This is a genomic window from Exiguobacterium sp. s140, from assembly GCF_018617035.1.
GTDB classification, from domain to species: domain Bacteria; phylum Bacillota; class Bacilli; order Exiguobacteriales; family Exiguobacteriaceae; genus Exiguobacterium; species Exiguobacterium profundum.
The window spans coordinates 115,539-138,705 of sequence record NZ_JACSJK010000005.1; the positions used below are offsets into that span (position 1 = coordinate 115,539).

The 23,167-nt window shown below is 46.5% G+C and carries 25 protein-coding genes, 1 tRNA gene and 1 pseudogene; 11 read left to right on the forward strand and 16 right to left on the reverse strand.

All coding sequences use genetic code 11. The features are described 5' to 3' along the window. Nucleotides 1-74: 74 nt before the first annotated feature. A complete protein-coding gene (locus KNO61_RS15240) occupies nt 75-302 on the reverse strand; it encodes a hypothetical protein (protein WP_214734072.1) in 228 nt (75 codons plus the stop codon). A 271-nt stretch (nt 303-573) separates the two neighbouring features. Here KNO61_RS15240 and KNO61_RS15245 point away from each other — a divergent pair, with 271 nt between their 5' ends. Further along, nucleotides 574-1,446 (forward strand): hypothetical protein, encoded by an 873-nt coding sequence (locus KNO61_RS15245; RefSeq protein ID WP_214734073.1) that lies wholly within the window; start codon nt 574-576, stop codon nt 1,444-1,446. A 64-nt stretch (nt 1,447-1,510) separates the two neighbouring features. On the opposite strand, the gene KNO61_RS15250 is transcribed toward KNO61_RS15245, so the two are convergent. Continuing rightward, a complete protein-coding gene (locus tag KNO61_RS15250; protein ID WP_074037773.1) occupies nt 1,511-1,882 on the reverse strand; it encodes a hypothetical protein in 372 nt (123 codons plus the stop codon). A gap of 102 nt (nt 1,883-1,984) precedes the next feature. Here KNO61_RS15250 and KNO61_RS15255 point away from each other — a divergent pair, with 102 nt between their 5' ends. Next, entirely contained in the window at nt 1,985-2,398 is a 414-nt protein-coding gene (locus KNO61_RS15255; protein ID WP_147536411.1) for a VOC family protein, read from the forward strand. A gap of 11 nt (nt 2,399-2,409) precedes the next feature. Here the strand turns inward: KNO61_RS15255 and KNO61_RS15260 are convergent, their stop codons facing one another. Further along, nucleotides 2,410-3,456: an NAD(P)/FAD-dependent oxidoreductase gene (locus KNO61_RS15260; RefSeq protein WP_214873777.1), complete on the reverse strand. Its 1,047-nt coding sequence runs from the start codon at nt 3,454-3,456 to the stop codon at nt 2,410-2,412. Between the two features lie 168 nt (nt 3,457-3,624). On the opposite strand from KNO61_RS15260, the gene KNO61_RS15265 reads away from it, so the two are divergent. Beyond that, nucleotides 3,625-4,179 (forward strand): methyltransferase family protein, encoded by a 555-nt coding sequence (locus KNO61_RS15265; RefSeq protein ID WP_214873779.1) that lies wholly within the window; start codon nt 3,625-3,627, stop codon nt 4,177-4,179. A 36-nt stretch (nt 4,180-4,215) separates the two neighbouring features. On the opposite strand, the gene KNO61_RS15270 is transcribed toward KNO61_RS15265, so the two are convergent. Both KNO61_RS15270 and KNO61_RS15275 read right to left on the reverse strand, forming a co-directional pair. Next, nucleotides 4,216-5,025: a DUF368 domain-containing protein gene (locus KNO61_RS15270; protein WP_078146310.1), complete on the reverse strand. Its 810-nt coding sequence runs from the start codon at nt 5,023-5,025 to the stop codon at nt 4,216-4,218. A gap of 73 nt (nt 5,026-5,098) precedes the next feature. After that, the gene (locus tag KNO61_RS15275; RefSeq protein ID WP_214689124.1) at nt 5,099-5,674 is read right to left on the reverse strand and encodes a GNAT family N-acetyltransferase; all 576 of its coding nucleotides are present in this window, start codon (nt 5,672-5,674) and stop codon (nt 5,099-5,101) included. Nucleotides 5,675-5,774: 100 nt separating this feature from the next. Between KNO61_RS15275 and KNO61_RS15280 the strand changes: the two genes are divergently transcribed. Then, nucleotides 5,775-6,524 (forward strand): sugar nucleotide-binding protein, encoded by a 750-nt coding sequence (locus KNO61_RS15280; protein WP_214812723.1) that lies wholly within the window; start codon nt 5,775-5,777, stop codon nt 6,522-6,524. Nucleotides 6,525-6,562: 38 nt separating this feature from the next. On the opposite strand, the gene KNO61_RS15285 is transcribed toward KNO61_RS15280, so the two are convergent. Then, entirely contained in the window at nt 6,563-7,804 is a 1,242-nt protein-coding gene (locus KNO61_RS15285; RefSeq protein ID WP_214873781.1) for a cytochrome P450, read from the reverse strand. An 87-nt stretch (nt 7,805-7,891) separates the two neighbouring features. Here KNO61_RS15285 and KNO61_RS15290 point away from each other — a divergent pair. After that, nucleotides 7,892-8,257, forward strand: a pseudogene (locus KNO61_RS15290) (potassium channel family protein). 17 nt (nt 8,258-8,274) lie between these two features. On the opposite strand, the gene KNO61_RS15295 reads toward KNO61_RS15290, so the two are convergent. Together KNO61_RS15295 and yidD are read right to left on the reverse strand one after the other, a co-directional pair. Beyond that, nucleotides 8,275-9,627 carry an alanine/glycine:cation symporter family protein gene (locus KNO61_RS15295; protein WP_214685527.1) on the reverse strand — a complete coding sequence of 451 codons (1,353 nt, stop codon included), beginning with the start codon at nt 9,625-9,627 and terminating at the stop codon, nt 8,275-8,277. Between the two features lie 129 nt (nt 9,628-9,756). Next, nucleotides 9,757-10,026, reverse strand: a complete 270-nt coding sequence (yidD, locus tag KNO61_RS15300) for a membrane protein insertion efficiency factor YidD (RefSeq protein ID WP_015880777.1) — start codon at nt 10,024-10,026, stop codon at nt 9,757-9,759. Between the two features lie 192 nt (nt 10,027-10,218). Here yidD and KNO61_RS15305 point away from each other — a divergent pair, with 192 nt between their 5' ends. Beyond that, nucleotides 10,219-11,007, forward strand: coding sequence for a pyrroline-5-carboxylate reductase family protein (locus tag KNO61_RS15305; protein WP_251030860.1), 789 nt, complete (start codon nt 10,219-10,221; stop codon nt 11,005-11,007). Nucleotides 11,008-11,043: 36 nt separating this feature from the next. On the opposite strand, the gene KNO61_RS15310 is transcribed toward KNO61_RS15305, so the two are convergent. The 6 genes from KNO61_RS15310 to KNO61_RS15335 form a co-directional block, all read right to left on the reverse strand. After that, nucleotides 11,044-11,742, reverse strand: a complete 699-nt coding sequence (locus KNO61_RS15310; protein WP_214689120.1) for a DUF554 domain-containing protein — start codon at nt 11,740-11,742, stop codon at nt 11,044-11,046. A gap of 149 nt (nt 11,743-11,891) precedes the next feature. Then, nucleotides 11,892-11,964, reverse strand: a tRNA-Val gene (locus KNO61_RS15315). An 86-nt stretch (nt 11,965-12,050) separates the two neighbouring features. After that, nucleotides 12,051-12,608 carry a GNAT family N-acetyltransferase gene (locus tag KNO61_RS15320; RefSeq protein WP_214873786.1) on the reverse strand — a complete coding sequence of 186 codons (558 nt, stop codon included), beginning with the start codon at nt 12,606-12,608 and terminating at the stop codon, nt 12,051-12,053. Between the two features lie 71 nt (nt 12,609-12,679). Further along, nucleotides 12,680-12,994, reverse strand: coding sequence for a DMT family transporter (locus KNO61_RS15325; protein ID WP_078146301.1), 315 nt, complete (start codon nt 12,992-12,994; stop codon nt 12,680-12,682). Next, nucleotides 12,991-13,335 carry a DMT family transporter gene (locus KNO61_RS15330; protein WP_214873788.1) on the reverse strand — a complete coding sequence of 115 codons (345 nt, stop codon included), beginning with the start codon at nt 13,333-13,335 and terminating at the stop codon, nt 12,991-12,993. The genes KNO61_RS15325 and KNO61_RS15330 overlap by 4 nt, the downstream gene beginning before the upstream one ends. Further along, a complete protein-coding gene (locus KNO61_RS15335) occupies nt 13,328-13,909 on the reverse strand; it encodes a TetR/AcrR family transcriptional regulator (RefSeq protein ID WP_214873791.1) in 582 nt (193 codons plus the stop codon). Before KNO61_RS15335 ends, KNO61_RS15330 begins: the two co-directional genes overlap by 8 nt. A gap of 114 nt (nt 13,910-14,023) precedes the next feature. Between KNO61_RS15335 and KNO61_RS15340 the strand changes: the two genes are divergently transcribed. Beyond that, nucleotides 14,024-14,806 carry an alpha/beta hydrolase gene (locus tag KNO61_RS15340; protein WP_214873793.1) on the forward strand — a complete coding sequence of 261 codons (783 nt, stop codon included), beginning with the start codon at nt 14,024-14,026 and terminating at the stop codon, nt 14,804-14,806. Between the two features lie 40 nt (nt 14,807-14,846). Here KNO61_RS15340 and KNO61_RS15345 read toward each other — a convergent pair whose 3' ends face one another. Further along, nucleotides 14,847-16,085 (reverse strand): aminopeptidase, encoded by a 1,239-nt coding sequence (locus tag KNO61_RS15345; RefSeq protein ID WP_015880769.1) that lies wholly within the window; start codon nt 16,083-16,085, stop codon nt 14,847-14,849. Nucleotides 16,086-16,197: 112 nt separating this feature from the next. On the opposite strand from KNO61_RS15345, the gene KNO61_RS15350 reads away from it, so the two are divergent. The 3 genes from KNO61_RS15350 (at nt 16,198) to KNO61_RS15360 (ending at nt 20,270) form a co-directional block, all read left to right on the forward strand. Beyond that, on the forward strand, nt 16,198-16,605 hold the full coding sequence (locus tag KNO61_RS15350; protein WP_015880768.1) for a YkvA family protein: 408 nt from the start codon (nt 16,198-16,200) through the stop codon (nt 16,603-16,605). 77 nt (nt 16,606-16,682) lie between these two features. Next, nucleotides 16,683-17,549, forward strand: coding sequence for a YitT family protein (locus tag KNO61_RS15355; protein ID WP_015880767.1), 867 nt, complete (start codon nt 16,683-16,685; stop codon nt 17,547-17,549). A 105-nt stretch (nt 17,550-17,654) separates the two neighbouring features. Then, entirely contained in the window at nt 17,655-20,270 is a 2,616-nt protein-coding gene (locus KNO61_RS15360) for a putative bifunctional diguanylate cyclase/phosphodiesterase (protein WP_353048432.1), read from the forward strand. A gap of 27 nt (nt 20,271-20,297) precedes the next feature. Here the strand turns inward: KNO61_RS15360 and KNO61_RS15365 are convergent, their stop codons facing one another. Further along, nucleotides 20,298-22,367, reverse strand: coding sequence for an alpha-amylase family protein (locus tag KNO61_RS15365; protein WP_214873797.1), 2,070 nt, complete (start codon nt 22,365-22,367; stop codon nt 20,298-20,300). 151 nt (nt 22,368-22,518) lie between these two features. Between KNO61_RS15365 and KNO61_RS15370 the strand changes: the two genes are divergently transcribed. After that, nucleotides 22,519-23,142 carry a hypothetical protein gene (locus tag KNO61_RS15370; protein WP_078146294.1) on the forward strand — a complete coding sequence of 208 codons (624 nt, stop codon included), beginning with the start codon at nt 22,519-22,521 and terminating at the stop codon, nt 23,140-23,142. Nucleotides 23,143-23,167: the final 25 nt, after the last annotated feature.

Consider the following 23,167-nt stretch of genomic DNA (forward strand, 5'->3'; position numbering starts at 1 on the left):
TACACATATAAGTATAAGGGAACGATTGTAACCGTTACCAAATCACTTATTGCATTTTTGTGAACGTTTTCACGTTATTCAATCGTATTCATCATGCCAAGTCCGATGACAGATAACAATACAATCAATACGAACAAATACACCATTTCATTCGGCGATTGAAATCCTTCATGAATGTCCACATCTTCTTCGACAATGATATTTTCATGAATGACGACCGGTTCTGTCTCGGCCATGGCTGCAGGCGGTGTTACTGTCAACCAAAGCACAGAAACCAGAATCAGTTGATAAATGTATTTCATCATATACTCCTACTCCGTGTTTTCATTGTGTTTAAGTATAGCACGTCTCATCCGTTCATTGCGCTGACATTTGACGAATCTCACAGATGAACGATGAAACGAAATCCATTTCATTGTATTGAACGGATATGTTCTATTTTACTCGAACCTTTTTCTGGCGTAATTGATTTTTTCTCGAGTCAGGTTTCATTATAATGCCACACACCTCGATGCAAGATAGCGCTTACAATTTATTTGTACTTATCATTTGATAAAGAAAGAAGGATTCTTCGTGAAACGAGCGCTACGTTTTGTAGAATGCAGGCAATTACCGTTACATGAGCGTATTTCCATTCAGTCGCTATATCCTTTAAGCAAGGCTCCTTTGCTTCTTTCCCTCCCCTCACATCATCACGTCTATGTTGCACTCAATCGCGATGCCCCACTCGCTTCGATCGTCGCAAACGACGAACAGCTTGAGACGGAACATGCTATTCGCCTCTCTCAAGCCACGTATTGTGATCGTCACGTCTTTCGCGGACTACTTCACCGTTTGATCTATGAGCGAAGTCGAGAAACGACGTACCCGATCACGTACTATCTTCAGGAGGAAGACTATCAAAATCAAGATAAGCTTCGAATATATGAAGCAGCAGGATTTCAAGTATTCCATCAAACGAAAACGTATCATCTACCGTTCATCCCGTGTGAGAAAGCAACTCATAGCGATTGGACACTCGAATTAGTGGACTATTCAAGAAGAGTCGATTGGCTCACATTTCGAAATGAGCATTGTCATCTCCTTCCGGGTGCCATGTCAATGACAGATGAACAATTCGCACGAGAAGTTCGCCAGCAAACATTGTTCTATTCCGTGAAGTGGAATCGACAAGTGATTGGAATCATGAAAGTTCGCTTACATATGTACCATATTTCAATACAAGAGATGCATATTGATTGTGATGAGCCTTTATTGAGGGACGCCATTTCATTCCTTCAACAAAAATTTTTCTACATGTTCCGATACATCGAAGAGGCACATATTTCAGCAACAAACCTGCAACCTGATTTGACATATATACTTCGACGCCACGGTACCCAAATCTCAAATATTTGTCGTTATACGTACACGCTACAGGCACCACCGACCCCGATTTATTTATAACAATCAAAAGACGTCGAGCAAACCAACTCTTTCTCCAAGGAAAAAGTTGTTCATTCGACGTCTTTTATTCTGCAGCAGTAGTCGACTCCATCGCTAGAGGCGGCATCGCTTCAAACAGTTCTGTCCGAAGCCCCGTGTCTCTCAAATCGAGTGATTCAATCCGATCGAACTTAATTTTGCGATCGACGACATTGAACCAATACGTAATGTTTGGTTCATCTTTAAAACGAATCGCATAATTCGACCCATTTAAGTGAAAGTCAACCTCGGTAGACAGCAACTCGGTCGGACCAATCTGTTTATGGGTCGTTAATCGTTCAAGGACAACCTGTTCTTCATTGATGCGATAGTCGACAAACGTCGCAAGCGAGAGTCCAAACACAAATGATACAAAGGCGAAAGTGCCCACCAAACCCATCGTGATTTTTCCGTTCATTTCGCTGTCCCTCCCTCTCCTATTATATCGGATAGGCTTGAAACGTTGTGAAGTGACATTTTGTTCAACTTTAGGCAAACTGAAGCAGAAGGAGGAATGTACATGCATATCGATCATACTGGGATTGCCGTTCGAGACTTAGATGAGGCGATCACATTTTACACGACGGTCTTAGGAGGAAAACTCGTGGACCGCTATACGAACACGGCCATCGGGGTCGAGACCGAATTGGCCGTCATTCATATTGGAGAGGATGTCATCGAATTGTTACGTCCGACTAGTAAGACGAGTCCGATTGCCCGGTTCATGAAAGCTCGAGGGAAGGGTGTCCATCATATCGCCTACCGTGTCGATGATTTGGATGAAGCGATGGCCGCTCACAAACAGAACGGCATCACCTTTTTAGAAGACACCCTACGTACGACGGCGAAAGGTAGACGCTTAATCTACATGGACCCGCGACATTCAGGCGGTGTGATTACCGAGCTTTGTGATTACCCTAAAGAAAAGCAGTAAGAGTCCCCCTCTTACTGCTTCATGATGGTTTCTTCTATGATTTGACGATTCTTCTCTTTCAACCGTTCATTGTGAGAGGACACCATTGCGGTAGCGGTAGCATTCGGGTCAATGTATGTTTTGGCCCGGTTCACCGCATTCGCAGCATCTTGAAACGCTCCCGCGATGAGATGTACTTTCCCGTCATGCGTGAGAATATCACCCGCAGCGTACAATCCCGGTACGGATGACTCGCTACCTGAATTCCCTTTCACATAAAATCCATCCTTCATGTCAACCTGTAGTTCGCTGTTCTGAAGTAGCTCTGCGTCTTGTTCATATCCGTGATTGATGACCACTTCATCGACATCGATTACGTTCGTCTCCCCTGTTTCGACATGAGTCAAAAGAACTTGTTGAATCGACTTCCCATCGTGAGAAATCAAATCCGTCACTTTTGATCGTGGGCAACAGTCGACTCGACTCTGCTTAATTTTTTTAACTTGTGCTTCATGTCCACTAAGTTCTTCTTTTCGATACGTCAGCACGACCTGCTCTGCAATCGGCTCGAGCGCATTCGCCCAATCGACTGCACTATTGCCGCCACCCGATATCAAGACGCGCTTTCCTTTAAAGCGTTCAAGTGATTTAACCGTGTAATGGAGGTTCGACAATTCGAACCGCTCCGCTCCGCTCACTTCAACCTTATGCGGTTTGAGGATCCCGCTTCCGGTAGCAACGATGACGGTTTTGGAAATATGATGACCGTTCGTCGTGTCGATCCCGAACAAATCGTCTGAACGCTTAGAGATCGACTCCACCTTCTCGCCAAGCAGAACCGTCGGAGAGAAGGTGAGACCTTGCTCGACGAGTTGGTCAATCAGTTTTGCCCCAGTCGTCGGTAGGAGACCACCTACATCCCAGACCATTTTCTCTGGATAGACGTGTACTTTCCCACCTAAAAAAGGCTGAAATTCGATTATTTTTGTCTTCATGCCCCGTAAACCGCTGTAAAAAGCGGCATACAATCCAGCCGGTCCCCCACCGATAATCGTCACGTCGAATACTCCCTCGTTCATCGTCGCACCCTTCCTCTCTATATACGCAAAAATGATAATCATTCTCATTAGATGATAACCTGTTTTGGTCACTTTGACAATTTTTTTCGAATATCGCCCTGATGGATTTGGTTTTTGTTATGCGTAGGTGGGGTAATAAAACATGAATCAAAAGGGAGGATGTGCGTGATGAATTGGATGGATGTCCTATTAATCGTCGTATCATTTTTTTGGCTAGTTGAGACGTGGCGATTTCGTAACCGAAAAGAGGCAACAGACGGGGCTGTCGAGCGGAAGAGTTTTTACTTTGTAGCGACGGCGATGATCGGCGTCTTTGGTTTGTCTCTTGTTTCCTCGTTTATGTTCGAATCACAGCCTCCAACGGTTCAACGAATCATTGGACTCACATTTTACATAGCCGGCGTGTCGTTACGTTATTGGGGGATTTTACACTTACGTCATCAATTCACACGACATGTCGTCGTCCGACCGGAAGATGAACTCGTCAGCTCGGGACCGTATCGTTACTTACGCCACCCTCTTTACACAGGGTTGTTATTGATTACGTTCGGATTCTCGCTATACTTTCTTCATTGGGGAATCGCCTTGATTGGTGCGGGTCTCACCTCGCTTGCGTTACTGTACCGAATTCGAATCGAGGAAGGTATGCTCATTCGCCATTTCGGTCAGTCTTACCAATCCTGGTCGAAGACGCGCAAGCGCCTCTTCCCCTTCATCTATTAAAAAGGAGTCCGGCTGATCGCTGGACTCCTTTTTCATTTAGACAGAATATTTGCTGAGTAATCGGACGACGATGACCCCCGCGATGAATGCGACGATACTGAGTATCCACATGGCTCCAGAAGCTGGTACACCCGGAAACACGACGGCGAGTGAGCCAATGACCAATCCGATGATGACGGAGAACGTCATTCCCGGAAAATTCGCCAACAAGTAACGAATGACTTTACTACTTACAATAAAGCCGACGGCCACTCCAGCACCGACAATCCCAATAATCAACAGATTGAAGTTTGAGATGGCGCTGATGACGGTTGGATAAACGCCAATTAACAACAAGACGAATGAACCGCTAATTCCAGGAAGCAACATCGCCATGCTGCCCAACCAACCGGAGAAGAATAAGAGAAGCGCCGTCCCGAACGTCACGTCCGTCATAATAGACGAATCAACCGGATTCAAGAATGCCATACTCGCGACAAGGATCGTTGCGACAACCATAGCAATAACATGAACCGGACGAATCGATGCGCGTGATTTAAATTCCACGAATAGAAGTGGAATAATCCCTAAAATCAATCCGATAAAGAAAAATTGTGTCGGTGCATAATACTCCAGCAATAAGTATTCAATTACTCGACTCAATGCGATAATGGCTGTCCCCATTCCAATTGCCAATGGAATCAAGAACCCGATATATTTTTTCCAATATCGGCTAAATACGCCGCTAATCGCTTCGATGAGTTGATCGTAGATGCCTAAAATGACTGCAATGGTACCACCGCTTACACCAGGGATTAAATCACTCGTCCCCATGGCCATCCCTCGCCAAATGTTCTTCCACTCCATAATGTATCTCCTTTACGTATATCTTTCCTCAAGCACTTAGTATAGTCGAGAAAAGAAGTTTGCGCATCCGCTTTTAGACTGAGAAAGGAGTCGAATTGATTTCTTTGATCATATAGTCAAATCTCGCCCCAGAAATGTTGATTTCGTTTTCCTTATGGAAGCCGAGACGTGTGTATAAGCGATGTGCCGCAGGATTTTCTTGATCCACGTTCAATGTAACGGCGGGCACACCGCGTTCTTTCGCAACGAGACAAACGTGTTCGATTAACTTCGTCCCGATTCCACGACCTCCATACGCCTCTGCGACAGCCAGTGAATCAATGTATTGGACATAACCTTCCGTTTCAACGTCCACCTCTTCTCCACTTCCATGCGCCGTCAACCATTCTCGAATCGGTCGATCCAATTCTTCTGCCTTATCCCCACGATACGAGATGATCATTCCGGCAACTTCTCCTTCAAAATCCGCCACCCAGATGTTTTCGTGACTCAAGCGGTTATTTGGTTTCTCTACCCACATCGCTAGTCGCTCCAATACCTCAGGTGTATCCGTTGATGCCGTCAATGTGTACGCAATCTCATGGATCGCTTGATACATGAGTGGTGCAATTTGTTTACTATCTTGTTTGGTTGCTTGTCGAATATTCATGATTGATCCCTCCATCATCCAGTCTAGCATAGCCCGGCACATCGGTTGTTTGTCCACACTCGTTTTGTGGCATCATATAGAGTGAAAGGGGCGAATCGAAATGAAAGCTATTCTTACAGGAATGAACGGTACAGTGGCACCCGTTGTTGCCGAAACGTTGCAGCGCCACGGAATTGAAGGGATTGCGTGGAATCGCGAGCAAGTGTCCACGACAAACGAAGAGGAAATGCGAGAATTCATCGAGCGCATCCGACCGGACTACTTTTTACATATCGGTATGGGCGCGGTGAAGTGGGCCGAGACGCTCGCTCGTTTATGTGGTGAGGCGAAAATCCCTTTCCTGTTCACGAGCACGGTTTCAATTTTTTCAGATGAAGTGACCGGACCGATTTCCCCAGATACGCTACCAGATGCCGAGGATGACTATGGAAAGTATAAGCGTGAGTGCGAACGTGCGATTATGAACGCCAATCCTGGTGCTCAAATCGTTCGTCTCGGATGGCAAATCGGGGATGAGGCCGGATCGAATAATATGATGGACTATTTTACGAACGAGATGAAGCAACGAGGGGTCATCCAAGCGAGTGAGCATTGGTATCCATCATGTTCATTTTTAGTAGACACGGCAGACGCGCTATTTGAAATTTTGACTAAACGTGGACCGGGCATCTATCAGTTAAACGGAAATGCGAACTATTCCCTATACGACATCGCCGTCGGACTAAAAGAGCTTCATGACACCGACTGGCAGATTGAATGTACCGATGAACCGAAACGGGATAATCGAATGATCGATTCATCGGTCTCGATTCGTCCCATCTCCAAACACCTAAATTTGCAAACGAAGTAAATTCAAAGTCGCCTACTCCCATCGAGTAGGCGACTTTTTTATTGATTTCGAGTTAGATGAGTCAATCGCAATTTACTTTTCGGCAGACTCGGCATGTCTACAAAACTATAGCTTAAGTCTTGAGGCGGGACCGTGTAGGCGTATTCCTTAGTAAACAACTCAATGACTTGTGCAAGAATTGCAATGGTCACATGTTCGCCGGCACATCGATGTCCAAAATCTACATCTCCCCCACCTTGCGGAATAAAGTTAAACGGACTCTCGTTCCAATCTTTAAAACGAGAGGGATCGAATCGATCCGGCTCCGTCCAAATAGAGGAGTCATGATTCGTACCGTACAAATCAAGAAGCGTCAGCGTCCCTTCCGAAAATGCATAGCCGTCCCATTCAAAATCGGTTTTGACACGAGCTGCCGCTACAGGGAAAAATGGATAAAACCGTCTCACTTCCTGGACAAATTCTGTTTTCGAGACCTCTCCCCGCTCTACCTGCTCTTTTACATCCGGGAACTGATGTAAAGCTAAGACAGTGAAGAGGACATACACCGAGATTGCGACAGTCGGGCGTAAAATGTTCAATACTTCGACCGCCACGACGTCTTCAGGTAATAACTCTCCGGATTCATCCCGGTGCCACGAAAATTCGTACAGCGCCGTATGTTCGTTCGGCAATAATCGATTCGACCGCACTTCTTTTACCATCTGACGAATCCAGGCTTCAGCGGAACTTCGTGCCTTCCGACCTTGTAAATACGTCGGACCAAGAGACGTACCCGATTCAAATAATAACCTCATCTCTTCAGTGCGCTTCCCCACTTCTTCTTTCGCAAGTGGAACTCCCGACCATTCACACACGGCCTTCATCAACACTTCTTGTGCAATATCGTATAAGACGATTTCCTCTCCCATTCGTTCAATCTGGTTCCACTCACGATATGTCAATCGGAGCAATCGATCTATATTTTCTTTTGTCATCAATGACATGAACATATGTTTTCGATGCGTATGTGCCGCACCATCTAGTGTTTGGACCCCATCTTCTCCAAACAAGGTTTTCAATAGACGTTTCGGAGCAGCATCCTGACGCCTGAATTTGTCTGCATCATAGAACACTTCTGCCGCCGCTTCGCCTCCAAGGCAAATCACGCGCTCCCCGAGCAGGCGCGACTCAAAGATATTCGACTGAAAACTTTTGCGTCGATTCGCGACAAACAAATATCCTTCCCGTAAAAAATCGACACTATGGTCGAGACCTTCTTGTTTCGGTATGACTTTCCCCATCCAACTCACCCTTTCTCTTTTTTCGAACTATAGAGGATGTTCCCCCGTTTTTAGAGAACAAACCTAATATTGAAAGGAGCGAGCGACATGTTGCCTTTCTTACTGACATTGCGTCGAATTGTACGCGGAGTCTGGTGTGGTCTCCGTGACCCTGAGTTCCAAGTCTTATTCAGTCTTGCCTTCCTTACCGTCCTCTCCTGTACACTTTTTTTACACCCGGTTCGAGGAGATGCGTTGGTTGGACGCACTTTACTTCAGTGTCATCACCCTAACTACCATTGGATATGGTGATTTTGCCCCACAGACCGACATCGGAAAATATTCACCATCGGATATGTATTGACCGGGGTGGGCATCATGGTTGGCTTTATCACAAAAGTGTTTGATCATTTACAAAAAGCACGACTCGATGAATTAGAAGCAAAACAAAAGACGCCACCCTCTGATTCATAAGGATGGCGTCCTTTCGTTTAGGAAACTTTTCGATTTTCAATTTCAAGCTGTTGGTTGAAACGCTTCGTCTCGGCAATGACAACACCCGACAAGAACAAGAGACCAATCAAGTTCGGGATGGCCATTAAGCCGTTGAAGACATCCGATAACGCCCATACCAAGTTCAAGTTTGTCGTCATGGCACCGAGTCCCGCGACGAGTACAAAAGCAATCCGATAGGGAAGAATCGACTTTTGTCCGAACAAGTAATGGATGGAGCGTTCGCCGTAATACGACCAACCGAGCACGGTCGAATAGGCGAACAAAACGAGCCCGATTGTGACAATATAACCGCCGGCTGGTCCGAGGAACAGTTCAAATGTAGCTGAAGTCAATTCGACCCCTTCAAGTCCTGTCTCGATTTGACCACCCATGACGAGTGTCAATCCTGTCACCGAACAGACGACAAGCGTGTCCAAGAAGACTTGAGTCATCGAGACGAGCGCCTGACGACCCGGCATATCTGTTTTCGCTGCCGCTGCTGCGATCGGAGCAGAGCCAAGACCTGCTTCGTTCGAGAAGACACCACGTGCCACCCCGTATCGAATGGCAGCTCCGATGGCCCCTCCACCGATTGCTTCTGCACTGAACGTACTGCTAAAGATGAGTGCGAACGCATCCGGAATCAGTGAGTAATTCATCACCATGATGATGAGACCGCTACCTAAGTAGAAGGCAATCATGACGGGGACGAAGTAACTGACCACTTTCCCGATGGAACGCACGCCTCCGAGAATGACCGCTCCTGTAAAAATCATAATGAGAATCCCTGATATGTAAAGTGGTACGTCAAACGTTGTTTTGAGCGCAAGCGCGACCGAGTTCGTTTGGACCCCGTTTCCAATACCGAACGCCGCAATCGATGCGAATGCAGCAAATGCTACTGCTAACCATCGTTGATTCAACCCTCGTTCTAGATAGTACATCGGTCCACCAGCCATTTGACCGCGCTCATCAGTGACCCGATACTTCACGGCAAGAACTGCCTCTGCGTATTTCGTTGCCATCCCAAAGAAACCGGACACCCACATCCATACGATGGCTCCCGGTCCTCCTAATACGACCGCTGTCGACACCCCGACGATATTCCCCGTACCGACAGTCGCCGCCAGAGCGGTCATGAGCGCCTGGAAGTGACTGATGTCCCCTTTAGAGGATTGATCCTGATTTTTCGAAAACGCCAATTTCAACGCATACGGTAATTTGGTGATTTGAATTCCACCTAGACGCACCGTCAAGTAAATGCCTGTCCCCACAAGCAAAATCAAGAGCGGTGGTCCCCATACAAAGTTGGACACCGTACTCACCCATTCACTAAATGATTGCCCCATACAAAGTATCCCCTTCCCCCGAAAAATAGTGTACACCTCTATTTTTTCAGAATACTTAGAACAATGCAAAAGTATTGTACTAAAACAACTGATTCATTGTTTGTTCTGTACAAAAACAGCGAGACGAACTCAATCGTCTCGCTGTGACTCAGGTTTCTCTCGTTGTAAAGGCGCTTTCCAATCAAATGTATCCGGAACATAATCGAGCCCGCCTGGATGAAACGGCTGACAGCGAATGAGTCGGCGAGCGGTTAAATAACTGCCTTTGACAGCCCCATGTTTTTCGATTGCTTCGATTCCGTAGTGCGAACAGCTCGGATAAAATCGGCACGTTGGCGGCTTTAATGGTGAAATAAAACGCTGATAACCTTGAATCCCTTTTACTAGTACACGTTTCACACGATTTCGCCTCACTCTTTTGAATTAGTGCCATCATAGCGCGATTTGAAACGTTTGTCATGTTCGTCGATTCCTATGTCAAATCGTTTTCCATCTCTTTACAAATGAGCAGGATGGGCGATATTCGAGTGTATGTTTGTTATGATAGTCAACATAACTATTGACCGAATCGAAAAGAAGAGGTGACGAATGATGAATCAACTACTAATGGTCGGTGCAGGATCGATGAGCGAGGCACTCGTTCGCGGGTGGATCGACTCGGGCATCGAACCGACACACATCACAATGACAAACCGAAGTGACCGGGAGCGTTTACTCTTCCTACAAGATGAACTCGGCGTTCAAATCGTCGAGGACGAAAACGTGAACGACTATGACATCGTCGTATTAGCGATGCAACCAGATGGCGTCATGCCATATGTAGAATCGAAAGAATGGAAGACACCGTTACTCGTCTCGGTCGCGGCACATATCGAACCGAGCCAGTTAGAAGAGGCTTCAGGGTTACCAGCCGTATGCGCCATGCCGAACACGCCTGTCGCCTATCGGAGCGGGATGACGGGTCTATGGTTCGGTCCAGAAACTGATGAGGCTGATCGCGCAAAAGCGACTTCTCTCTTTGAACGGGTCGGACGAACGGCCGTCACCGATGCGAAGACGATGTCGGCCTTTATGGCTGCTGCCGGGTGCAGCCCGGCCTTCTTCTATGAAATCGTGGGTGCGATGACGCCCGTCCTAACGGATGTCGGTTACGATGAACAGACAGCGCGTCAAATTGTCGCTCAAGCGATGAAAGGCTCCGCTGAGTTGTTGTCTCATGAAACACGGAAGACGAATGAACTGATTGCCGACGTGGCCGCTCCAGGCGGACCGACAGACCGAGGCGTCGGCGTGCTTCAGGAACGGAACCTTGCTGACATGATGGCTTCAGCCTTGCGTGAAAGTGCCAAAGAAGATCATGAAACGATCGAGAAACCATAAAAAATGGATGGAAGCGACTCGCTTCCATCCATTTTTTCAATTGATTGTATGTATGATGGACACAATCAAACCCACCACTAAAATCCCCGGTAATAAATTGGCCACGCGAATTTTAGTGATTCCAACCAAGTTCAAGCCAATCGCCACAATCATGACTCCACCGGTCGCGGTCATCTCTAAAATAAAGCTGTCCATGAGCGACTCCGGAATGAACTTCATGATTTGAATGGCGAGTAACGCGATTCCGCCCTGATACAGTAACACTGGAACTGCTGAAAACATGACCCCAATCCCAAGTGTCGAACTTAACACGAGGGCCGTAAAACCATCAATCAACCCTTTCGTGTATAACACGTCATGATCACCACGTAACCCGCTATCGAGCGCCCCGATAATGGCCATCGCCCCGATCACGAAAATGAGCGTGGCCGTTACGAATCCTTCCGCTACACTCGATTGACTCCCAAGGCGCCGTTCGAGCCGATAACCGACTTCATTCAATAATTCATCTAACTTCCACCATTCCCCGAGCGCAGACCCGACGACTAGACTTCCGATGACGATTAAGAAGTTCTCACTTTTCATCCCCATTTGAATCCCAAGCAAGATGACCGCAAGTCCGATTGCCGCCGTCACCGTCTCTTTCATACGCTCCGGAATGCGGTGAAATAAGAGACCTAGCAATGCCCCGATGACAATTAGTCCGGCATTGACGAGGGTTCCCGTTAGAACCATGTCGCATTCCCCGTTTCATTATGTATTGAAAGGAATATACCAATTGCTTTCGTGCCATGTCAACATACAAAAAAAGAGCCACTTCTCGCAAGAAGTGGCTTCGCGGAAACCCATGTTCCGGTGGGTTTCTCGAGGGTTTGGCACCCAAGTGATTCTGACTGGGCTCGAACCAGCGACCTCTACCCTGTCAAGGTAGCGCTCTCCCAGCTGAGCTACAGAATCAGGTCGTGTCCTCTCTTAAGGACACTATTAATATATCAAGAAACTATTGAGTTGGCAACAACTTTTTTTATTTTTTTGGAGACTTTTTATCGTGTCATTTGTTGACGATCGATATGTCGACATAACCGCTCCAAGTCACCCGCATAAACGGAGACGAACATATCCTTATAGAATGTATCTCGATCCCAGTGAAGACCATTCGCTTTGGCGACACGTTGAGATGGAACGTTGTCCGGATGAATCAGAGAAATAATCTCCTTCTCGCCTTCCGTAAAAGCATGCTGCATCAGACGCGCAGCGGCTTCTCGACCATATCCCATGTGCCAATGCTTCGGTGACAACCAATACCCGACTTCCAACTCGATTTTACCGTCCAATTCATGCAATAACGTACCTGCGTGACCGATCGGTTCATCACTGTCAAATGTCATGAGCTTCAGGAGACCCGTTTGGCGTCCTGTCTCATAGCGGGCCAATTGACGTTCAAACCACTCAATCGTCTGTTCGTCAGTATACGGTCTCCCATCCGGACTGATGAAGCGCATCACCCGAGGATCTTGGAGAAGCGATTTGACAAAATAGAAATCAGAAAGCGTATACGGTTCAAACCGCAAACGTTCGGATTGCAACTCGACAAGATGCATCGTTTTCCGCCCCTTTCTTTCATCTCATAATCTGAATTAATAAATTCCCGTTTTCAGCACATTTCAATCCTTTAGGCCACAACTTTTAACCCGACCACACTCCCGATAATCAGCGTCAAATAAAAGATGCGCCAGCGACTTTTCGATTCGTTCAAATAGAGCATCCCTAAAATGACACCACCGGCCGCGCCGATACCTACCCAGATGGAATAGGCAAGACTAAGAGGAATGACCTCAAGTGATTTTGATAACCAATAAAAGCTGAGCGTAAACGATAAAATCGATGCAATCGACCATTTCAAAATCTGGTATCCTTTCGATTTCCCCATAAAGAAAACGGCTGTCATTTCAGCAATTCCCGCTCCAATCAGATAAACCCAACTCATGCTTCTTCCCCTCCTGTCACTTGCTTCAATCCGATGATACCGACAATCAATGTCGCCACAAGGATCAGTTTCCATCCATTAAGCCCCTCGTCAAATAAGAAGGCACCAACTATTACTGTGCCGACCGCTCCGATTCCTGTGAATACGGTGTACCCCGTCCCGGCAGGAAGCGTCCGAAACGCTTTCGCCAATAATCCGAAACTAAGAATCAATAACACGATTGTCCACAATGTCGGACCTAAAACCGTGAAGCCTTCAGACAGCTTCATCGTCGTCGCCCAGACGATTTCGAGTAGTCCTGCAAGCAGGAGGGAAATCCATGCACCCTTCTCTTTACTCATCCCAACCCACCCCTTTCTTGAAAATTCGAAACGCAGCTTGTTGTCGCATCTCCCGGTCATCTTCAAATGTAAATAAAGACAATAAAGCACCGTCTAGGAAGCAATAGTACGCAGCATATAGTACATCGAGCGGTTGTACCGGTAAATCGCCACGCTCCATCGCCAGTCGAAATTGCTCTTTCTCAAATCGTTTTAACTTGGTTTCGACCGTACCGATGACTTCCTCGATATACTCTCGAAACTCAGGAGGAGGGACAAGTAACATTCGTTTCGTCAACATCCATGTCTCATGATCACTAAAGAAGGACGTGAGCGTGTTGACAATTGAATCGATTCGTTCTAAAGGTGGTTGTCCTACCGTATCGTCACACGTTGTCTGCCATACTTCTTCGTAACGATTCGCCATGTCTGTGACGACTTGTTTGAACAATTGTTCCTTCCCATCGAAATGGGCATATAAAGACGGCTTGCGAATTCCTACATCTTCCGCTACTGCCGCTAGTGACAACCCTTCGTAACCTTCCCGTGCGAAGCGTGTGCGAGCAGACTGCATGATTTTATCTTTTGTATTCACGTCATTCACTCTCCTTGCCTTATACATTACCTAACGAACGGTAGGTAGTCGAGTCAGACGATTGTATTTTGGTTCATGATTCTCCACAATACAAGTAGAAAGAGGTGACGAAAGATGATTGAACAATTGAACGTGTCGATTCCGACGGAGAAGGTACGTGGTCAAAAGCGGATTGTCCGCGTATTTCGACCAGACTGGGTCGACATCAACACCCCGCTTCCTGTCCTGTATATGCATGATGGACAAAATGTGTTTTCTGGAAACACTGCTACATATGGAGAAGGCTGGGAAATCGATCGTTGCATCGATCTGCTACGACTCCCGCTCATGGTCGTCGCCATCGCGAGCGCCCCGAACTGGCTGGACCGTTATGATGAGTATTCATATGAGAAAGATGAGATGCTGTATCGACGGATTGGACCCGAATTGGCAAGAAGTCGTCCAACACTCGGTGGCCGAGGCCGTATGTATACAGATTGGCTCATGAACGAATTAAAACCACGAATTGACAGCGAGTACGCTACTGACCCAGAAGATGTCGGGGTCATGGGGAGCTCGATGGGAGGTGTCATCTCTCTATACATGATGGCGACCTATCCTTCTATTCGACGTGTTGGCTCCCTCTCCACTGCGGCATGGGCCAATCTTGATCCATTGATCCGAGAAATGAAACATTCTGAGTTCGCCGGTAAACTATATATGGATATTGGAACAAATGAAGAGAGCGGGCCTATCACTCCAAGCGACTACCTATTCACGAATGCGAAACTGATTGACGTCATCGCGCAAAAAGGAATCGCTTTCCGATATGAAGTCGAACCAAATGCGATTCACAACGAATCGGCCTGGCGTCGCCGCTTGCCTCACGCATTGCGCTATCTATACGATTGCACGTAAAAAGAGCGAATTCCGTAACTTTCGGAATTCGCTCTTTTGTTTAGATGACCCAGTTCCCGTCACGCATGATTGCTTCACGCGTCCCATCTTCCCGTTCACCATCGATATTCATTTCGGCTGAACCAATCATGAAGTCAACGTGTGTCATCGAGTCGTTCGCACCGTTCGCCGCGAGCTCTTCTTGTGACATCGAAGGACCCCCTTCGAGACATGTCGAGTACGCACGGCCGAGCGCCAAGTGACACGATGCATTCTCATCAAACAACGTGTTATAGAAGAGAAGACCCGAGTTCGAGATTGGAGAATCATCCGGAACGAGCGCTACTTCACCGATACGACGCGCCCCCTCATCCATGTTCAACAATTCATCAAGAGCCGCTTGCCCTTTTTTCGCCTCCGCTTTGACGACTTTCCCACCTTCAAACCAAAGAGTGAACTCATCAATCAAGTTCCCGCTGTAGCTGAGTGGTTTTGTGCTCGACACGTGACCTTCCACAGAGTCTTTATCTGCGAGCGTGAACACCTCTTCCGTCGGCATGTTCGCGATAAAGTCGATGCCATCGACGTTCGGGCCGCCACCGCCAAGGAAGACGTGTTTTTTCGGAAGTCCAATCGTCAGTTCCGTACCTGGCGCTTTGTAATGAAGCTTCGCATATTTCTTCTCTGTCAACAGCTTCGCACGGCTACGGAGTGATTGATCGTGTGTATCCCATGCCGCGACAACATCTTCTTGATCCATCCGCGTTGCTGCGAAGATGGCTTGCCATAATGCTGCAACCGCATCATCACGTCCCGGGAATACTTTTTGTGCCCACGCTTCTGATGCACCTGCGACGATTGACCAGCTCACATTGTCGCTCATCACATATTGACGCCACTTCGCAAGCGCTTGTCCTGCTGCACGGTTTGCATCCGAAATGCGTGACGATTCCACACCATTCAACGCATCCGGGTCATCACTGACGATTGACAAGAATGCCGTCTTCTCTTCAGCCAATTGCTCAAAACGAGCCTTCAACCAATCTGGAAACTCTTTGAACGAATCCGCTGGTGCATTGAAATAACGGATCTTCCCTGTTTCTTCGTCGCTCCAGTTGACGAACACTTGCTTCGCTCCTGCCGCATAAGCAGCTTTCACCACGTGACGGACGAGTGGTGCCTGACTGATGTCAGCACGTACTTCTAATTGTTGACCAGGTTGAATGTTCACACCTTTTTTCACCGCTAATTCTGCATAGCGTGCGAAATCTGCCTCTGTCGGCATCGAAATCTTAGACATATGTATCGTTCCTCCTTTTCAGTTATCTTTATTTTCTTAAATTTCAGGAAAAGTTGCAACCAATGCGCAAAAACGGGCATATTAGTAGATGAAGAAAGAAGGAGGAATCCAAATGGCAGATTGGAAAACAACATACACACATTTTTTAAAACAAGCGAAAGAAGACATCCGCGACCGAGAACAATTGGGCGACTTGCTCGTTCAAGGTGAACGCGCACTCGCAAAAGTCACAGTCGATGTGGCATCCAATGAAATCAGTAACATCGAGCGTGAAGAAGAACTGACACTTTACTTCCAGATGAAACAAATGCTGAATATGTTACGCGCGCTTTACAATGAACAATTTGAGATGCAAGCAGATAAACAAGAGGAGCTCGTTGCGGCCATCCTGTACTTCGTCTCCCCATTCGATGCGATTCCAGACGATGTCCCGCTCGGACTTTTTGATGATGCTCAAGTCATCGATTACGTACATGAGCAATTAGCGAGTGATATCGATCGATTCCATAATGACATGTGAGACTTGAAATGAGGTAAAAGTAGCAGTACGCTTGCAGAAGACTTACAAAAAGGAGGCGTCAGGCCTAGCCATTATCTATGTATGCAAAATCTCGAAAACGGGTTGCCCTTGAAACGGTACTGTTCATCATTGCCGGGACAATCCTTCAGTCTGTCTTTGTCAGCTTACTGCTCAAACCAAACGAAATCGGTTCTGGGGGAATCGTCGGAATCACGTTGATTACGAATGAACTGTTTGGAACTCCCATCGGTTTGACACAGCTCGTGCTTAATATCCCACTCTTTTTATTGGGACTAAAATATTTGGGACGTCGATTTATCTTGATGACAGGAATTGTCGTCGTACTTTCCTCTATCCTCATCGATAGTTTGCCAGTCTTGATTCCCCCGACCCCACTCGATGATCCGCTCGTCGCTTCGGTGTTCAGCGGAATCGTTTCAGGGCTTGGACTCGCACTTCTCCTCTTTGCAGGAGCTTCCACCGGTGGACTCGACATTCTAGGGAAAGTCATCTATATGAATAATCGAAACTTGTCGTTGCCTAAAATCTTTCTGACACAAGACATCATCGTCTATGTGTTGGTTTTCATCGTCTTTGACATCAAAGCTGTCATGTACGCGCTTGTGTTAAGCTTCGTCAGATCCCGAACGCTGCTTACGATTCATAAATTCTTCGCTGCCCAAAAGCAATGCTTCATCATTTGTCAAAAAGCAGACGAAATCAACTTGGTCATCAAGCAGAATTTGAAACGGGGCGTCACCATCATGGATGCGACAGGCGGATATTCGAACGATTCGAAAAAAATGCTGTACGTCGTCGTCCAGAACAATGAAATCCCACGCCTTCGTCAAATCGTGTCTGAAATCGATTCTGAGGCGTTTGTCACTGTGTCTGAAATCGATTCAGTCGTCGGAAACTTTAAAGAACACTCCTATACACTGTAAATCTAAAATTTTCGACAACAATATAGATTGTTGTCGATTTTTTTGTGTAATCTTTGTTCACCTGTTCCGATAATAAATAAGAGCCCCATACATATACAGAAGGAGGTGCATGAGTTGTCTGCTTACTCGTTGCGCCAATACGTTCCGGCGATTCTCATCGGAACTTTTTCTACCGGACTTTTATTTTTATTTTTAACCCCGCACGACTTACGACAGATCACGTTGTTCATCTATTATCTCGTCATATCCGGGGCCGCGATTGGTTTTAGCGGAGTAGCAATCTTTAAACATAGAGGGATGCGGCGTTTTATCCATATTTTGATTAGTGCAGGAAATGTATGTTTCACGCTGTACTTATTGATGCACTATCATTCAATCAACGACAATACGCAGTCCTTGTTGTTCCTTCAAAATTTCTTTTATTTAATCATGGCTTTAATCGTCATCACGCAATCGATTGAGTTTCGTACTTTGAAACTGCGCACATTCGATTTAATCGCCCTGTTTAGTTTCCTTTTGATTGGCGGACTTCATATTTGGTTCTTTTCAACGCAAGCCGTCTCGCTCGTGTCACAGTTGAGCGGATTTGAAGAGCAGATGTTACTCATCAGCCTCTATATGATGCTCGCATTCCTGTACTTAAATCGAGTCGTCTCAGCTGGTCAACAGTTCCGCATTTTATTGCTCATCGGAATTCTTGGATTCACGATTGCATCGATTGCTAACACGCTGTTTGTCTTTTCGGGAATCACACATGAAGTGATTCACCTTTTACAAATCAGTAGTATCTTGACCATCTCGATCAGCTACTGGGTCGATGATGTATCGGAAGATGTACTTGCCTACGATTCCATTGTCGATTATGTGCTGTATAGTGTGGTCGTCATGATGTTTTTACTCGCTTCCGATCGTCTTCTCGGAACATCCGTGATGGACTCGATGATTGCAAATGCCGTCCTCTTGTTGCTCATTCGTCAGTTTGTCGTCTCCAAACAGAACGCACTCATCAGTCATCGCTTGCATTCCGTCAACACAGATTTGGAAGTTGCCGTGTCGACGAAGGCACATGAATTAGAAATTCGTGAACAGCAATACCGTTCGCTTTTTGCCTACCATTCAGAACCGATTTTCTTATTCGACTTGCATGGCGAAGTGTTATCTGTCAACGAGGCCGGCAGCTCTATCTTAGGACTGACAACCGAAACACTACTCGGCTCGAACATCTTAGACATCATTGAATCGAAAGACCGTGCACCTTATACCATCATTCTTCAAGAGTTGACGAACGGTCGTCCCCGAACAATCGATGTGCGTGTGATGACCGACGAAGGGGAAACACGCGTCTGGCAATTGGTCAACGTCCCAATGATCATCGAGGGAGAAGTCGAGGGCATCTACGCTATCGCTAAAGACATCACCCAGATGATCGAGCAACAAGAACAAATTCTGTATCAAGCTAAATTCGATAGTTTGACCGGTCTTCATAACCGCTACGCACTTCAAGAGCAAATCGAACGCTTGATCGAGGAAGGGCGTACGTTCACATTGATGTTTTCCGATTTGGATGGATTTAAAGAAATCAATGATCAATTCGGTCATCATATGGGTGACCAGTTATTACAACATATCGGAAAACGGCTGCGGACTGCACTCTTGCCGAACGAATATGCCGGGCGACTCGGGGGCGATGAGTTTATCGTCGTCGCGGAACATGGAGACGATGAGATGTTGACGGAACGATTGCGGCGACTTGTCTATCGTCCCCCGTATTATATGGCCGGGACACTCGTCGAAGTACATGCCTCGATCGGGATTGTCCGCTTCCCGGAGCACGGGAAAAAATTAAAGCACTTGCTTTCGAATGCCGATTTGGCGATGTATCGCGCGAAAGACAAAGGTCGTGACGAAACCGTCATGTTCGAACCAGAGTTACGGGAGGACAAGGAAGAGCGGAAAGTGTTGATGGAAGGGCTTGAAACCGCACTTGAAAAAGGCGAGATTTCCCTTTTCCTTCAGCCTCAAGTCGATGCCTCGACGAAGGCAATCATCGGAGCAGAGGCGCTCATGCGCTGGCAACATAACGGTGCGTTCATTCCGCCAAGCCAGTTCATTCCGATCGCTGAAGAAACGGGACACATTCAGGATTTAGGTCGTTGGATGATTCATGAAACATTCCAATTAATCCACGTGTTTGAACAAGGGGACATCCACTTACCAAAACTATCCGTTAACCTGTCCGTCCGTCAGTTGTTCGATGAACATTTGATTGATTATTTAAAAACACTATTCGAACGGTTCCCGATTGAGCCGTCACGCCTTAATTTTGAATTGACGGAAACCGTTGCCGCACATCACTCAGATCGTGTATTAAATCGCATTTTAGAATTAAAAGCACTCGGCATCAAGCTGTCCATCGATGATTTCGGAACAGGGTACAGTTCACTCGCATACCTTGTCCGCTATCCAATCGATGAACTGAAGATCCCTCGTGAGTTCACGATGCAACTCGAAGAGAATCGCGAATATCAAATGGTCACGACGACCATTGTCGCCATGGCACGCCAACTCGGTATGGCGCTCGTTGCCGAAGGTGTCGAAACCGAGTACCAGGAGACGTTCCTTCGTAAAATCGGATGCGATTCCATGCAAGGATATCGCTATGCGAAACCGATGCCGCTCGATGAATTTGTCATTTACTACATGAAACACACAACGCCTTGAACCGGTTATTCGGTCCAAGGCGTTTTTTCATCTCATCTCGTACACTTTGACTTCTCCCGGTTTCAAATCGACGACGAGATTCCAATTGTCATCAAACGAATGCTCCGGATACGGCCATGAGTCAGGTGAATAGACCATCTCCGCAAAACGACTCGCATTCCAATTTCGACGTCTTACCCCATCAAGCGTGACGACTCCTCGTAACGTATCAATCATGTTCGTATTCGCTACGACGAGCAATGTATCATTCGTTTCTGGCCGTAACCAAGCGAATCCAATGAATGTGGCGAACGGTTCATTTAAAACGAGCGGTTCAAAGTGATTCGGATCAACGAGCACATCCAACCATCGACGTCGAATTTCAGCCACTTGATGCATCACTTCAATCATTTCATCCCGTTCTGGATGGTCCCAATGAAACTGATATGCATCAAAAAACGCAAGCTTGCCGAAATAAGGGTCCGTCGGGAAGAGTTGATACGCCTCTTCCGGTCGACAATCGAGTCCAGTGTTCATCGGTTGTGTCTCATACAATTCAAGCCCCGAGTTCGTCATCGGGACCCCGTTTGGCATAAATCCGTTTAACACCGTCAACAAGCGACTTGCCTTTCGTCCACCTTCCCGTGTCGCGAGACGACGTGTATCGGCCGTTTCACCTGCCGCAAATACTGGTAGAGGTAAAAAGCGTGAATCATATAAGAATTGATGAGTTTCATGCGTGTTGAATCGCGGTTCTTTATAGAAGCCATATCCGATAATCATGTTATAGCCAGCATCCTTCGCCGCCCAGGCTCCAGACTCGATGAGTTCTTCAGCGATAAAGCTGAAATTCGAATCGATGGCACGCGGTTGTTCCAAAATTCGTTGTGCTAAATCAACCGGAAGGGCATGACCCATATCAATACGCGCCCCATCTATACCGTATGCCCGTTGATAGTGAGGAATGATGTCAGCGAGCATCTCCCAAAGGGGTTCATTGATCTCATTTCCTCGGAATTGATTGGATTTGATCGAGTCAAACAGAATATAAGGCGCAATGTTCGCATCGTTCACATAAGGTGCCGCTGCAAGCGGATGGTCTAAGAAAAGTCGGAAATAGGTTACGTCTGACCATGGTGGTTGCGGGTCATTGATACAATCCGAGAAAGCAGGTGCAGTTGTCAATCCGAACTCTCGTTCAATCATCGCCAATACGTTTTCTTCTGGATGCTCGAGCAACGTGTTACGTACACGACCCCACTTCTCCGCATCAATCAAGTTCGGTGCCATGGAAAACCGTCGCAAGTGTTGCCATACGTCTTCTGAGTTATACACCATCGGCAAGAAAGCAAATTCCGGTTTGACGTTCTCCCCAATGCCCGGAACATATGGCGGATGATAGTAATCGACTTCCGTCAAGGGAATCCAGTAAAACCATTCCGGGTTTTCTAAGATGAGACGGTTATCTCGGGCACACGTCCGCGGGATGACATCGATGACGACACGAATCCCTACCATGTGACAGGCCTCCACGAATGCGGCAAATTCTTCTTCGACCGTCATCTCGTCACCAGTTAACGTTTCCTTCAACTCTTCATCGATTGCGAAAAAGTCTTGCACGGCATAAGGAGAACCGAATTCACCCTTCTTGTTTTTATGGCTGTGTTGCGAAATCGGTAAGAGGAATAATGTATCGATCCCCATATAGAGAAGATGTGGAATCAATGCAAGCGCTTTCACAAAAGTGCCTGTGTCTTTCATTCCCACTGAATTCTCCATTTCAACGTAACCCGACCCATCGTGGTCCCATGAGGTCGATGTACGAACTTGCATGGAGTAAACCGATGCCCGTTTGATCCAATCCCCTCCGGTTTGTAAATGTCCGTCTGCAAGCGCAATGGAAGTACGATAGTCGCGACTTTCATGTGCATACGGGAAAATCGTTTTTTCAATCGTTTCCAACAAAAAATCATACGGATTGACACGTTCCACCCCATCTCGAACCGGCTCGGAATGGAAACGCATGCGATTCCAAAGACTCGGAATCTCATAGGTAAGATTGGTTCGCTTGTTTCGTAAAACCTGGCACAGCTTGTGTAACGTCGAGTTCTCTGCCATACTGACTCTCCTTATGCATCTAATTGTCTTCTCTCATCAAGAGACACTACTCTTAATGATTATACATTTCCCCGTTTTTTCCTTTTTCAAAAAAATATTTTCTGTCGTTTTAAAAAAAATCATGTACGATGTAGAAGAAAGGAGGGTCACGATGTCACAACGAAAGTGGATTTTATTATGGATCAGTTTATCAATCTTATCTATTTCGATTATTTTTATTTTTATTTTTCAATTGAAAGAAACAAATGAGCGTCTCGAAACCATTCAAGGCGAACAACTCGACTCCTATGAATCGATTGAAGACGTGATGTATTATAACGTCGAACGGGCAAATGCCATCCGTGGATTACTCGCATATGAAGACCGACACTTTTTAGAGATGTACTATAGCATGTCTCGACAAGCCAAAGACCTTAAACAATCCATCATCGATGACCCGGACACACCGAGCTCTGTCCTCGATTTACTCGAACGAGATGCCATTTGGGAAAAGGAAGCCGACCGCGTTCTCGTCATCTATGAAGAAGGCGACTTAGTGAAAGCGACGGCTGTCGCAGAAACGATGACAGAACTTCGGCAAACGATTTTAGAAGATTTACGGTCTCTCAAACAAATGCAATACAAAGACATTCATAAAGAGTTGATTGCGGCAGAGAATCAAGTATCTTTCTTGACACAAGTCCTTTTCACCATCACTTTTTTACTTCTTGCTATTATTGTCATCCTCACCTTTATGTTGTTGCGCATTAAAACGCATCACGACAGAATCGAATAAAAAAAGAAGTGTCTCAGGTACAAAA

Coding starts and splice junctions, on each gene's coding strand:
- KNO61_RS15345 (WP_015880769.1), bottom strand. CDS start 16,085: ATGTCTAAGATTTCGATGCCGACAGAGGCAGATTTCGCACGCTATGCA.
- KNO61_RS15350 (WP_015880768.1), top strand. CDS start 16,198: ATGGCAGATTGGAAAACAACATACACACATTTTTTAAAACAAGCGAAA.
- KNO61_RS15265 (WP_214873779.1), top strand. CDS start 3,625: ATGAATTGGATGGATGTCCTATTAATCGTCGTATCATTTTTTTGGCTA.
- KNO61_RS15325 (WP_078146301.1), bottom strand. CDS start 12,994: ATGAGTTGGGTTTATCTGATTGGAGCGGGAATTGCTGAAATGACAGCC.
- KNO61_RS15305 (WP_251030860.1), top strand. CDS start 10,219: ATGAATCAACTACTAATGGTCGGTGCAGGATCGATGAGCGAGGCACTC.
- KNO61_RS15275 (WP_214689124.1), bottom strand. CDS start 5,674: ATGAATATTCGACAAGCAACCAAACAAGATAGTAAACAAATTGCACCA.
- KNO61_RS15260 (WP_214873777.1), bottom strand. CDS start 3,456: ATGAACGAGGGAGTATTCGACGTGACGATTATCGGTGGGGGACCGGCT.
- KNO61_RS15285 (WP_214873781.1), bottom strand. CDS start 7,804: ATGGGGAAAGTCATACCGAAACAAGAAGGTCTCGACCATAGTGTCGAT.
- KNO61_RS15255 (WP_147536411.1), top strand. CDS start 1,985: ATGCATATCGATCATACTGGGATTGCCGTTCGAGACTTAGATGAGGCG.
- KNO61_RS15355 (WP_015880767.1), top strand. CDS start 16,683: ATGTATGCAAAATCTCGAAAACGGGTTGCCCTTGAAACGGTACTGTTC.
- KNO61_RS15250 (WP_074037773.1), bottom strand. CDS start 1,882: ATGAACGGAAAAATCACGATGGGTTTGGTGGGCACTTTCGCCTTTGTA.
- KNO61_RS15270 (WP_078146310.1), bottom strand. CDS start 5,025: ATGGAGTGGAAGAACATTTGGCGAGGGATGGCCATGGGGACGAGTGAT.
- KNO61_RS15280 (WP_214812723.1), top strand. CDS start 5,775: ATGAAAGCTATTCTTACAGGAATGAACGGTACAGTGGCACCCGTTGTT.
- KNO61_RS15370 (WP_078146294.1), top strand. CDS start 22,519: ATGTCACAACGAAAGTGGATTTTATTATGGATCAGTTTATCAATCTTA.
- KNO61_RS15320 (WP_214873786.1), bottom strand. CDS start 12,608: ATGCATCTTGTCGAGTTGCAATCCGAACGTTTGCGGTTTGAACCGTAT.
- KNO61_RS15340 (WP_214873793.1), top strand. CDS start 14,024: ATGATTGAACAATTGAACGTGTCGATTCCGACGGAGAAGGTACGTGGT.
- KNO61_RS15330 (WP_214873788.1), bottom strand. CDS start 13,335: ATGAGTAAAGAGAAGGGTGCATGGATTTCCCTCCTGCTTGCAGGACTA.
- KNO61_RS15295 (WP_214685527.1), bottom strand. CDS start 9,627: ATGGGGCAATCATTTAGTGAATGGGTGAGTACGGTGTCCAACTTTGTA.
- KNO61_RS15310 (WP_214689120.1), bottom strand. CDS start 11,742: ATGGTTCTAACGGGAACCCTCGTCAATGCCGGACTAATTGTCATCGGG.
- KNO61_RS15240 (WP_214734072.1), bottom strand. CDS start 302: ATGAAATACATTTATCAACTGATTCTGGTTTCTGTGCTTTGGTTGACA.
- KNO61_RS15365 (WP_214873797.1), bottom strand. CDS start 22,367: ATGGCAGAGAACTCGACGTTACACAAGCTGTGCCAGGTTTTACGAAAC.